This window comes from Stenotrophomonas sp. (assembly GCF_031995405.1).
Taxonomy (GTDB): Bacteria; Pseudomonadota; Gammaproteobacteria; order Xanthomonadales; family Xanthomonadaceae; genus Stenotrophomonas.
This window is the reverse complement of record NZ_DAMAGC010000121.1, coordinates 1-12,641: the sequence shown is the minus strand read 5'-3', so window position 1 is coordinate 12,641 and position 12,641 is coordinate 1. Positions and strand designations below refer to the sequence as shown.

The 12,641-nt window shown below is 65.7% G+C and carries 7 protein-coding genes; 6 read left to right on the top strand and 1 reads right to left on the bottom strand.

Annotated elements, in window-relative coordinates; genetic code table 11:
- Window positions 1–378: 378 nt before the first annotated feature.
- From RTO53_RS16600 to RTO53_RS16585, 4 genes are all read left to right on the top strand, one after another.
- Window positions 379–2,667 (top strand): TonB-dependent receptor, encoded by a 2,289-nt coding sequence (locus RTO53_RS16600; protein ID WP_312238837.1) that lies wholly within the window; start codon window positions 379–381, stop codon window positions 2,665–2,667.
- Complete coding sequence (locus RTO53_RS16595; protein ID WP_312238836.1) at window positions 2,640–3,233, top strand: TonB-dependent receptor; 594 nt, start codon at window positions 2,640–2,642, stop codon at window positions 3,231–3,233. Before RTO53_RS16600 ends, RTO53_RS16595 begins: the two co-directional genes overlap by 28 nt.
- A 158-nt stretch (window positions 3,234–3,391) precedes the next feature.
- Window positions 3,392–5,368 (top strand): prolyl oligopeptidase family serine peptidase, encoded by a 1,977-nt coding sequence (locus RTO53_RS16590; RefSeq protein WP_312238835.1) that lies wholly within the window; start codon window positions 3,392–3,394, stop codon window positions 5,366–5,368.
- Between the two features lie 146 nt (window positions 5,369–5,514).
- Window positions 5,515–6,336, top strand: coding sequence for a hypothetical protein (locus RTO53_RS16585; RefSeq protein WP_312238834.1), 822 nt, complete (start codon window positions 5,515–5,517; stop codon window positions 6,334–6,336).
- Between the two features lie 33 nt (window positions 6,337–6,369).
- On the opposite strand, the gene RTO53_RS16580 is transcribed toward RTO53_RS16585, so the two are convergent.
- The gene (locus RTO53_RS16580) at window positions 6,370–7,968 is read right to left on the bottom strand and encodes an NAD(P)/FAD-dependent oxidoreductase (RefSeq protein WP_312238833.1); all 1,599 of its coding nucleotides are present in this window, start codon (window positions 7,966–7,968) and stop codon (window positions 6,370–6,372) included.
- Between the two features lie 226 nt (window positions 7,969–8,194).
- Here RTO53_RS16580 and RTO53_RS16575 point away from each other — a divergent pair, with 226 nt between their 5' ends.
- Together RTO53_RS16575 and RTO53_RS16570 are read left to right on the top strand one after the other, a co-directional pair.
- The gene (locus tag RTO53_RS16575; protein WP_312238832.1) at window positions 8,195–10,309 is read left to right on the top strand and encodes a M13-type metalloendopeptidase; all 2,115 of its coding nucleotides are present in this window, start codon (window positions 8,195–8,197) and stop codon (window positions 10,307–10,309) included.
- 143 nt (window positions 10,310–10,452) lie between these two features.
- The gene (locus RTO53_RS16570; protein ID WP_312238831.1) at window positions 10,453–12,462 is read left to right on the top strand and encodes a M13 family metallopeptidase; all 2,010 of its coding nucleotides are present in this window, start codon (window positions 10,453–10,455) and stop codon (window positions 12,460–12,462) included.
- The last annotated feature ends 179 nt before the right edge of the window (window positions 12,463–12,641 follow it).

Here is a 12,641-nt window from a genome sequence, read left to right as displayed (position 1 = left end):
CCCTTATTGCCATTTGTTATCAGACGTCAAGCTGACCACCAGCTGTCCTGCCGAACGTGTCCTTCAGGACAGCGAGCGACAGCCCCGATCACCCGCCACATTGTTTCAATGGCAACTAAACTGATGAAATTCAATGGCTTGCCGCACGCCATCGTTATTTCTCGGCGGCGGCACCGGATGTGCCGATCGTGTCTTTATGACGCTGTGATGAACAGTTGACAGCACAAGTTAAGCTCGTGTTAACTTCGAGTCATCGGCTTGTGAAGCTGATTACAGGGGGCAGCAGTTGCAGCCCGTCGGGAGCAAAGGTGTCCGAGCCGGGCGATCGCCCCTCACCAGACACTCGGCGCACAGAACTGATTTCAAGGGGAACTATTCATGGCAAATCGCACGCTGCTCAGCCGCAACCCGCTGAGCTTTGCGCTGGCATCGGCGCTGGTCGTTTCGGCCGTCGCTCCGGCGTTCGCACAGGAAGCCGGCAACGAGGTCGGTGGCAAGAACGCCGTCAACCTGGACCGCGTGTCCGTGGTGGGTTCGCGCATCAAGCGCGCTGAAGTCGAAGGCCCGGCCCCGGTGACGGTGATCACCCGCGCCGACATCGACCGCGAAGGTTTCCAGTCCGTCGGCGACATGCTGCAGACCCTGACCCAGAACACCACCAGCTCCTTCACCGGCGACCTGAATGCCGGCGGCTTCACGCCGAATGCCCAGGTGGTCAACCTGCGCAACCTGGGCCCGGGCTATACCCTGACCCTGATCAACGGCCGTCGTCCGGCCCAGTACCCGCAGCCGTACAACCGCGACAACAACGTGGTCAACATCAAGGCCATTCCAAGCTCGATCGTCGAGCGCGTGGAAATCCTGACCGGCGGCGCCTCGGCGATCTATGGCTCGGACGCGGTTGCCGGCGTGGTCAACATCGTGCTGCGCAAGAACTATGACGGCCAGCAGATCAAGCTGACCACCGGCACCACCGAGGAAGGCGGCGGCGACAGCGTCAACGTCGAGTACACCGGCGGCAAGACCGGCGACCGCTGGAGCGCCACCTACGCCCTGCAGTACCAGGCCAACGAGCCGGTATTCGCCAGCCAGCGTGACTTCCTGGCCGACACCCGCCAGAACGAAATCGGCCTGGCCGTGAACCCGAGCCTGTCGCTGGCGGCCCTGAGCGTCGCCGGGCGCAATGGCCACACCCGCAACTTCAACTCGCTCTACGACGCGCAGGCGTGCGATGCGTTCGGCTACACCACCGTGACCACCGCCACCCGTGGCACCTACTGCGGCAGCTACACCCAGCCCGCGTCGCGGTCGATCCAGAACAAGAACCAGAACTTCAACGGCTACGCTTACGGCACGTTCGACTTCACCGATACCCTGCAGGGCTTCGGCAGCGTCAATTTCTACAAGACCGAAGCCAAGTCCAGCAGCGGCACCGAGTTCTGGGCCACCTCCAGCGACCGCTTCACCTCCAACCGCAGCGGCGCGACGACCGGGGCGTACTACGACTCCAACCTGCGCGACATCATCCAGCTGCAGCGCGTGTTCAATCCGTTCGAACTGGGCGGCAATGAAGCTGCCAGCACCAACTACGACGAGAAGAGCTTCGACGTCACCGTCGGCATCACCGGCACCATCGCCGATCGCTTCGACTGGGAAGCCAGTGCCAACTACGGCAAGTACGAGTACACCGCCGATCGCCCGCGCCTGCTGGCCAAGCCGGTCCACGACTACTTCCTGGGTCCGCTGCAGGGTTACACCACCGACAACTATCCGATCTACGCGCTCGACCAGTCGCGCTGGAACTCGCCGATCACGCCGGAAATCTACCGTTCGTTCGCGACCCGCGTGAAGAATGAAGCCGAGTCCACCTCGGCGACGGCCAACTTCAACATCAGCGGCGACCTGTTCGAACTCCCGGCCGGTGCCGTCGGGTTCGCCGGTGTCATCGAAGCCGTGCGCCAGACCACCGACCTGAGCAGCGATCCGCGCACCAACCAGCTGCGTCCGCTCGATGGCCAGACGATCTTCAACCTGACCAGCTCCGGTGAAACCCACGGCTCGCGCGACCGCTACGCACTCGGTACCGAGTTCCGCATCCCGATCTTCAGCAACCTGTCGATGAACATCGCAGGCCGCTACGACAAGTACGACGACATCACCGCCGTCGACGATGCAAAGACCTGGAACGCCGGTCTGGAATGGCGTCCGTTCAGCAACCTGCTGGTCCGTGCCTCCTACGCCACCAGCTTCCGCGCGCCGGACATGCAGCTGGTGTACGCCGAAGGTGCCGCGTCGTACTCGAACATCGTCGACGACTACAGCTGCCGTTCGGGCACCGGCCTGGGCCAGCCGGCCGGCACCCCGGGCCGCACCCGCGCCCAGTGCAACCGCACCACCGACATCACCTACTACCAGGCGCAGTCGCTGACCGCGGGCAACCCGAAGCTGAAGGAAGAAGAAGGCAAGTCGTGGGGCGCCGGTTTCGTGTGGGACATCGTGGACGGCATGTCGATGTCGGTGGACTACTACAAGATCCGCCTGGAGGACGCTGCCTCGCAGCTGAGCTCGACCTACCTCCTGCAGAACGAAGCCAACTGCCGCCTGGGCGTGCGCCGGATGGTTCGCCGTTCCCGTTCGGCATGGATTCGACCTTCTGCCAGAACCTGACCAGCCTCATCACCCGTACCAGTGCCCCGGGCACCACGCTTGACGGTCGGATCCAGCGCCTGAACACCGCGTACATCAATACCGCACTGGTCGAGACCAGCGGCATCGACGCGACGTACAAGTACCGTCTGGACACCGACCGCCTGGGCCGGTTCGGCCTGGATCTGGGCTACTCCCTGATGCTGACCAACAAGTACCAGGAGAACGACGACGACGAGCTGATCGACTACCGCGATCTGCCCGATTTCGACTGGAGCCAGCGCAGCCGCTTCCGTGGCAGCCTGAGCTGGTCGAAGAACGAGTGGGGCGCAACGCTGTTCAGCACCCGCTACGGGTCCAACTGGAACCGTGCCCAGACCCAGCGCCTGGGGCCGTACAGCCTGTACAACCTGCAGCTCACCAAGAAGTTCGGTCCGAACGTGACGGCAGATTTCACCGTCGTCAACCTGACCAACAACACCTTCCGTCGTGACCCGACCGATACGGCCTACCCGTACTTCAATCCGCTGATCGGCGCCGATCCGCTGGGTCGTCGCTACTACATCAGCCTGTCCTATCGCTTCTGATAGTCGGTCATTGGTTCCATCACGAAGCCCGGCACATGCCGGGCTTCGTGTTTGTACGTCGGCAGGGACGCGTCCAGACGATCGTCTCCTCCAGAACACTGCACCGTGCCACCGCACCGCGGCGACACGGCATCCAGGCCCAGGACCAAGGAAATTCAATGAAAAAACTGCAATCGGCCGCGCTGCTGCTGTCCTTCCTCTTCGCAGGCTCCGCGTTGGCTGCACCGACCTATTCGGTCGAGGATTTCGTCAAGCACCCCAGCTACGGCAACGTGCGTATTTCGCCCAACGGCGACTACCTGGCCATCAGCATGGACCACGGCGACCAGGACGTGCTGACGATCATGCGCACCAGCGACCTGGCGGTCATGAAGGTCAACCAGCTGCCGGACAAGAAGAGCGTGGGTGCGTTCTACTGGATTTCGCCCAACCGCATCATGTTCAACGCAGTCAAGAAGATCGGCGGCTACGCCCAGCCGTTCGCCACCGGCGAGTGGTTCGCGGTGAATGCCGATGGATCGCAGGCGGTGCCGGTGATCTTCTACGGCACCCGCGACGCCACCCAGCGTGGCAAGACCGTGGGCGCGGAATCGTTCAGCCTGCTGGACACGCTCAAGAGCGATGACCGCAACGTCATCATGCAGTCGCGCTACCCGCGCTCGGCCGAAGGCGCCGGCACCCAGGTGGTGCAGGTGGACACCATCACCGGCCGTCGCACCGTGCTGGCGCGAGCGCCGAAGGACGACTGCAGCATCGCCCTCGATGCCGGCAAGGAACCCCGCTTCGCCGTGTGCTCCTCCAGCCGCAACGAGGAAGGCGAGTACGATAAAAGTACCGAACTGTACCGGCGCGACGGTCGCGACTGGGTATTGGTGAATGCGTCCAAGTCCGGCGGCAAGCACCTCTGGGTGGAGCGCACGACCGCCGATGGGCGCGTGTTCGTCACCCAGAGCGATGACAAGGCACCTGGCGCGATCGGCACCCTGGATACCGCGACGGGTGAGTTCACCGCCCTGTTCCAGGACAAGGTGGCCGAGGTGTCGGACTACATCTGGTCGACCGACGACAAGACCCTGCTTGCCGTTGTCACCGAAGCGGGCGCACCCAAGGTGACGCTGATCGACGAAGCGCACCCCGACGCGGATCTGTATGCCTCGCTGGCCGGCTCGTTCGAGGGCGAAATGGTCGATTTCTCCAGCCATACCGAGGATGGAAAGAAGATCATCGTCTCGGTTTACAGCGACGCCAATCCGGGTGAGCTGTATCTGTTCGACCGCGATACCGGCAAGGCGCGGTTCCTGATGCAGCGCGCGCCGCACCTGGACAAGAAACGCCTTGCCAGCGTCAAACCGTTCAACTTCACCGCACGCGATGGCAAGCAGGTGTACGCCTATCTCACCCTGCCGCAGGGGTCCAGCGGCAAGAACCTGCCCCTGATCGTCAATCCGCACGGCGGTCCGATCGGGCCGCGCGACAATTGGCGCTACTCCGGCGAGACCCAGTTGCTGGCCAGCCGGGGCTATGCCGTCCTGCAGATCAACTTCCGCGGCTCCGGTGGCTACGGAAAGGGCTTCCAGGATTCTGGCCACAAGCAGTGGGCAGATGGCATCCAGAACGACATCATCGACGCTACCCACTGGGCGATCAACAACGGCTACGCCGACAAGGACCGCATCTGCATCTACGGCGGCAGTTTCGGCGGCTACTCATCGTTGATGGCCCCGATTCGTGCGCCGGGGATGTTCAAGTGCGCCTTTGGCTACGTCGGCGTCTACGACGTGGACATGCTGTTCAAGAAGGGCGATATCCCGCAGCGCGAGTCTGGCCTGCGCTACCTGCGCCGCACCCACGGCACCGACGTCGCCGAATGGAACAAGGTCTCGCCTGCGCGGCGTGCCGGCGAAGTAAAGATCCCGGTGTTCCTGGCGGCCGGCGCACGCGATGTCCGCGCGGTGCCCGAGCAGACTGAACTGATGGCCAAGGCGCTCACCGACGCAGGCAACCCGCCGGAAGGCGTGATCATCCAGTCCGGTGAAATGCACGGCTTCTACGGCGTGCCGGCCCGGGTGAACCTGTACACCAACATGCTGGACTTCTTCTCCCGCCACCTCGGTACGCCGGCCGCGAAGGAGTGACCGGGCGTGTCGGCCCCCGCCTGCCGGGGGCCGACAGGGGAACTCCCCGGCGCTCGAGAGGTCATCATCAAGCATGCCGCTGTCGGCCGTTGCGGCGCCCTGAGCAAGATGGAACAAACGGCGAGACATTCACAAGGAACCTCCGCATGAAACCCTGGACACTCCCCCTGCTGGTGCCGATGCTGGCCCTGCTTCCCGTCGCTGGCCACGCCGCCGGGAAAAAACCCACTGCGGCGCTCCCCGCCGATCCCACCGCCGATCCATTGATGATCACCGCTGGTTTTCTCAGTGGACACCCGGACCTGCGCTTCCGCCTGCTGGGCATGGAGAAGCGGGCGGCCGGCGACCAGGAAGCGGCGCTCAAGTTCTTCCAGCGCGCGGCCTTCTACGCCGACAAGCCGTCACAGGCAATGGTGGCCGAGATGCTCTGGAACGGCACCGGCACTGCCGCCGACCGCGCCCTGGCCTACGCCTGGATGGATCTGGCCGCCGAGCGTGGCTACCAGGGGTTTGTCGAGCTGCGCGAACGCTATTGGGCCGCGCTGACCCCGCAGCAGCGCGAACAGGCCGTCGCGCAGGGTGAAGCCGTCTATGCCCGCTTCGGCGACGCCGCGGCCAAGCCGCGCATCGCGCTGGCCTTGCGCCGCGAACGCCGCAATGTCACCGGCAGTCGCACTGGCTTCCAGGGCAACCTGCGGATCGTGGTGCCCGGCCCGGCAGGCCCGGAAGAAATCGACGGCAGCAAGTTCTACGACGATCGTTACTGGGATCCGGACAAGTATCAGCAGTGGCACGACGCGATCTGGGCCAAGCCGCGCGTGGCCACGGTCAACGTGGGCGAAGCCACCCAGGTCACGCCGGAGACCGATCGCAGGACCCGTATTCCCGTGGTCGCGCCGGACCCCAACGCACGCGAGCCGCAGACCGACGATCTGCAGCCTGGCGTGCAGCGCGACGTTGAACCCTGACCCTGCCTTCGCAGCGACGGAGGCGCACGCCACTCACCCGCGCAGGATCACCTGCGCGGCATTGTGTCCCGGCGCGCCGGTCACCCCGCCCCCGGGATGCGCGCCGGAGCCGCACAGGAACAACCCCGGCAACGCCCCGCGATACTCCGCCTGCCCCAGCATCGGCCGCGCACTGAACAACTGGTTGAGACTCAGTGCGCCGTGGAAAATGTCGCCGCCGATCAGGCCGAAGATCCGCTCCAGATCCAGCGGGCTCAACACCTGCCGACCCAGCACCGAGGCTGCGAAGCCCGGCGCGTGCTTCTCTACCGTGGCGATCATCAGGTCCGCAACCTCTTCGCGATGATCGTCCCAGCTGCGCCCCTCGGGCAGCTGCGGGGCCACGTGCTGGCAGAACAGGCTGGCCACGTGCTGCCCGGGCGGTGCCAGCGAATCGTCGAGCGTGCTTGGAATGAGCATCTCCACGATCGGCTCGCGCGACCACCCCTGCGCGCGCGCGTCCTGCCACGCCCGATCCATGTAATCCAGCGACGGAGCGATGATGATGCCCGCGGTCAGGTGGTCGCCCGGCCCCGGCAGCACGCTGAAATCGGGCAGGCGCGAGAGCGCCACGTTCATCCGGAACGTCCCCGACCCACAGCGCCACTGCGCCATGCGATCACGGGTGGCAACGGGCACCTGCTCTGGTGCCAGCAGCTGTTCGTACAGCAGTTTCGGGTTGACGTTGGCCACCACCGCACGCGCACGGATGCGCTGCCCATCCAGGGTTTCAACACCGACTGCCCGACCGTTCTCGACAAGCACGGACGCCACGCCCGCGTCCACCCGGATGCTGGCACCGGCGGCGATCGCCGAACGCGCCATCGCCTGGGTGATCGCACCCATGCCGCCGATCGCATGCCCCCAGGCGCCCTTGACGCCGTTGCTCTCTCCAAACGCATGGTGCAGCAGCACGTAGGCGGTGCCGGCCGCATACGGGCTGGCGTAGTTCCCGACCACGCCATCGAAACCGAACAGGGCCTTGATCGCATCGCTTTCGAACCAGCGGTCCAGGTATTCCGCCGCGGAAATCGTGAACAGGTCCAGCAGTTCCTGCTGCAGCGCCGGATCGAGCGCCTGCAGCTGGCGTCCCAGCCGCGCCGCCCGCCACAGCGCGGGCAACTGCTGCAGCCAGTGACCCTCGCCGATGTTCGGCGGTGCCTGCAGGGCCAGCGCGCGCAGCACATCGGCGAACACGTCCAGACGCTGCTCATACAGCGGCAGGCGTTCGGCATCGCGCACTGAAAAACGACGTACTTCGGCCTGGGTGATCCCCCTGCCCGCCAACAGATATTGTCCCGCGTCCAGCGGCAGGAAATTGTTGATCCGTCGGGGCACCACGCGCAGCCCGTGCGCGGCCAGGTCCAGCTCGGCGATGACCTTGGGCTGCAGCAACGACACCGTGTAGGACGCCACCGAGTTGCGGAAGCCGGGATGGAATTCCTCGGTCACCGCCGCGCCGCCCACTACCCCGCGCCGCTCCAGCACCAGTACCCGGCGCCCGGCACGTGCCAGATAGGCGGCACAGACCAGGCCATTGTGGCCGGCGCCGATGATGACCGCGTCCCATGTCTGCGCAGAAGGGTTTGTCATGCCGCTATATATACCCGCGCGGACCGGTCTGTCGCGCCCGCCAGCGGTCTTTGCCGGGGCGGGTGGTGCAACGTGCCGGATACGGTGGGGAGTGCCGCGAAGGGCCGGCTTGCCAACAGCCATGACCTTCGACACCCTTGCAGGCCCGGCCAGCGGCGTATCGTCTGGCCCACGGCTCCCCCCGGGAGCCACCCCCGATGCATTCCAGGCCTGGAGGCCAACCAACGTGATCCGCAATCCCAAGATCGTCCTGCTGACCCTGGCCGTTTCGGCCGTGCTGGTCGGCTGCGGCAAGAAAGACACCCCGGCAGCGGACACCGCGGCCTCCACCGCCGCCGCGCCGGCCGCCACCACCGCGGCCACCGAGTACAAGCTCGACGAAAGCAAGCTGCCGGCCTACAACGCCTTCCACCCGTCCGACCTGGACACCGCGATGGACGCCTGCGGCGCCTTCGGCGACTACGTCAACAGCAAGTGGCTGGCCGCCAATGAAATCCCGGCCGACCGCACCAGCTGGGGCGCCTTCACCATCCTGGACGAGCGTTCGGTCGCCGTGCAGCACCAGCTCGCCGAGCAGGTCGCGGCGGTCAAGAGCCCGAACGGCATCGAGAAGATCGTCGGCGACTTCTGGGCCACCGGCATGGACGAAGCCAAGATCAACGCCCAGGGCATCGAGCCGCTCAAGGCCGACCTGACCGCCATCGACGGCCTCAAGGACAAGGACGCCATCGCCACCTACCTGCGCACCAGCGCGGCCAAGGGCGACAACGTGCTGTTCGGCTTCGGTCCGGAAGCGGACTTCAAGAATTCCAGCATGAACCTGGCCTACGCCAGCCAGGGTGGCCTGGGCCTGCCGGACACCACTTACTACACCGACGCCAAGAACGCCGACAAGCTCAAGGCCTACCAGGCCCACGTGGCCAAGGTGCTGGAACTGTCCGGCGTCGCCGCCGCCGACGCCGCCAAGCAGGCCGCGGACGTGGTCAAGTTCGAAACGCGCCTGGCCAAGGCCTCCAAGTCCAGCGCCGAGCTGTCGCGCGATGTCTCGCTGTTCTACAACCCGGTCAGCGTGGCCGACGCCGACAAGCTGACCCCGAACTTCAGCTGGACCGAGTTCTTCAAGGCCCAAGGCATCGCCGCGCCGGAGAAGTTCTCCCTGGCCATCCCCTCCTTCCACCAGGAAGTGAGCAAGGCGCTGGGCGATACCGATCCGTCGGTGTGGCGCGCCTACCTGCGCTTCCACACCGTGGACAGCGCCTCGCCGTACCTGGCCGACGCGTTCGTGCAGGAAAACTACGACTTCTACGGCAAGACCCTGAACGGCCAGAAGGAAATGAAGCCGCGCTGGAAGCGTGTGCTGGGTACCATCGAAAACGATGCCGGCGATGCGTTCGGCCAGCTGTACGTCAAGGTCGCCTTCTCGCCGGAAGCCAAGGCCAAGATGGAAGAACTGGTCAAGAACCTGGCCGCCGCGCTCAAGGAGCGCATCCAGGGCCTGACCTGGATGAGCGATGAGACCAAGGCCAAGGCGATCGCCAAGTGGGAAACCTTCACCCCGAAGATCGGCTACCCGGACAAGTGGCGTGACTGGAACGGCCTGACCACCGGTCGCGACAGCTACCTCGGCAACGTGCGCGCGGCCAACGAGTTCAACTACAAGTTCGCCCTGTCCAAGATCGGCAAGCCGGTGGACAAGACCGAGTGGGGCATGACCCCGCAGACGGTCAACGCCTACTACAACCCGCTGCAGAACGAGATCGTGTTCCCGGCCGCGATCCTGCAGCCGCCGTTCTTCGATCCCAAGGCCGATGACGCGCTCAACTACGGCGGTATCGGTGCGGTCATCGGCCACGAAATGACCCACGGTTACGATGACCAGGGCAGCCGCTTCGGGCCGACCGGCAACATGGAAGACTGGTGGAGCCCGGCCGACAAGAAGAACTTCAGCGGCCTGACCGACAAGCTGGTCAAGCAGTTCGATGGCTACAAGGTGGACGGCCAGGCCGTCAACGGCAAGCTGACCCTGGGCGAGAACATCGCCGATCTGGGCGGCGTGGCGACCGCCTACGACGCGCTGCAGAAGGCCACGGCCGGCAAGGAAGATCCGAAGATCGACGGCTTCACCCGCGATCAGCGCTTCTACTTCAACTGGGCCACCGTGTGGCGCACCAAGTACACCCCGGAGAACGCCAAGGTCCGCCTGGCCACCGATCCGCACGCCCCGGCGCAGTTCCGCGCGATGGGCGCGCCGTCGAACCTGCCGACCTTCGCCGCTGCGTTCCAGTGCAAGGCCGGTTCGCCGATGGTCCGCGCCGGCGACCAGCAGGTCGTGATCTGGTAAGCCATCGCGCCACCGCGTGATGTGATGCAGGCAAAGGCCCGGGATTTCCCGGGCCTTTGTTTTTTGGGGTCGCCGCCCATCACGCTCTTTTCGCTTTGCTTGGTACACTCGCGCGATCCCAATCCACACTGGATTCGCTTTACATGTCCAACCTCCGTCCGCTCGCCATTGCCCTGGGCCTGAGCCTGGCCTCCCTGGTCATCGCACACGATGCGCACGCTGCGCCGAAGAAGAAGGCCGCGCGTCCGCCGGCGGTCAGCGCGCAGTGCAGCGACTTCTACGATGCCACCAACGCCAACTGGCTCAAGGCCAACCCGGTGCCGCAGACCGGCGCCACCACCGCCCTGGGGCAGCTGGCCGACCGGACCCGCCAGCAGCAGCGCGAGCTGCTCGATGCATCGATGAAGACCCCGCAGGGGAACGTGCAGAAGCTGCTCGGCGACTTCTGGGCCAGCGGCCTGGATGAAGCGGCCATCGAAGCCGACGGTTCCAACCCGATCGCTCCGCTGCTGACCCGCATCAACGCGATCAAGAAGGCCAAGGACGTCCCGGCCTCGATCGCCGCCCTGCACCAGGTCGGCATCCCGGTGGCCTTCAACTTCGCCCCGGACGTGGACCTCAAGGCACTGGACCGCCACATCGGCTACTTCATGCAGGGCGGCATGGGCCTGCCGGACCCGGCGTTCTACACCCGCACCGATGCCGACACCGTCGCGCTGATGGGCCGCTACCGCACCTACGTCAAGCAGATCCTGGCCCTCACCGGCACCCCGGCGGCCAAGCTGGATGAAGAGTCGCAGGCGGTCATCGCGCTGGAAACCGAGCTGGCGCGCAACGCGCAGTCGCTGGCCGGCATCAACAACCCGTTCAACAACTACGCCCCGATTTCCACCAAGGACCTCACCAGCCGCTACCGCAACCTGCAGCTGGATGCGTTTTTGAAGGTGCAGGGCGTCAACGATGACCTGGTCTCGCTGGCCGACCCGGCGCTGTTCAAGCAGCTCGACGGCATGGTCACCAGGATCAAGCCGGACCAGTGGAAGGCTTACCTGCGCTGGCGCGTGGGCGATGCGATGGCGCCCTACCTGTCCAAGGCCTACCGCGATGCCGAGTTCGAATTCCGTGGTCGCGTGATCCGCGGCGAGACCATCGCCCCGGCGCGCTGGGAGCAGACCCTGGACGCGATCAACGTCGCCGCCGGCCCGATGCTCGGCCGCGAGTACGCCAGCCGCTACCTGTCGGCCGATGACCGCCGCCAGGCCGCGGTGATCGTCGACAAGATCCGCGAAGTGCAGATCGATGCGGTCAAGCGCAGCACCTGGATGAGCGCCGAAGCCAAGACCGAGGCGCAGGCCAAGCTGGCCGCGCTGAAAATCGAGATCGGCACGCCGCTGCGCGACCTGGATTACAGCGTGCAGCCGATGGGCCGCGGCAGCTTCGGCGGCAACATGCTGATCGCCTCGACCTGGCGCCACCGCGAAGAAATGAAGCGGATCGGCAAGGGCAACGCCGACCGTCGCTGGGACGTGCTGCCGCAGCAGCCGGCTCTGGCCTATGACATCGCGCAGAACCGCCTGATCGTCACCGCGGCGGTGCTGCAGAGCCCGGTGTTCAATGCCAAGGCCGACAGCGCCGACAAGTACGGCAGCTACGGCGCGCTGGTTGCCCACGAGCTGACCCGTGCCATCGATGCCAAGGGCGCGCTGGTGGATGCCAAGGGCGAGCTGCGCAGCTGGTGGCAGCCGGCCGACAAGACCGCCTGGACGCTGCTCGGCAACCGCGTGGCCGCGCAGTACAGCGGCTACGACTTCCCGGGCGTGAAGGGTGCCAAGGTCAATGGCGAACTCACCCGCGAAGAGAACCTGGCCGACCTGGCCGGTGTGGAACTGGCCTGGGAGGCCTACAAGGCCGTGGAGCCGACGGCCAAGCCGGCCGCGCAGCAGGGCTTCTTCCGCGCCTGGGCCAGCCTGTGGCCGCAGCAGCTGTCGCCCAACGAAGCCGCCCAGCGCCTGACCTCGGACATCCTCGCCCCGGGTCGCTGGCGCACCAACGGCGCGCTGTCCAACCTGCCGGCGTTCGGCGCGACCTTCAGCTGCAAGCCGGGCCAGCCGATGCAGCGCGTGGACAATGACCAGATCAAGGTCTGGCGCTGAATCTACGGCGGTAATGAAGTGAGAAGGGCGCCCTCGGGCGCCCTTTTTTTTGGGGTCTTCGCCCATGTGCTGGACAAGAACGAAGCGCGCCCTGAATCTTTTCCGGCGCGGCGGTGGGTGGGTTGGGCGCTGGGCCCCCATGCCCTTTCCGGCGACGCCCCCGGCGTCGGCCTGCGGCC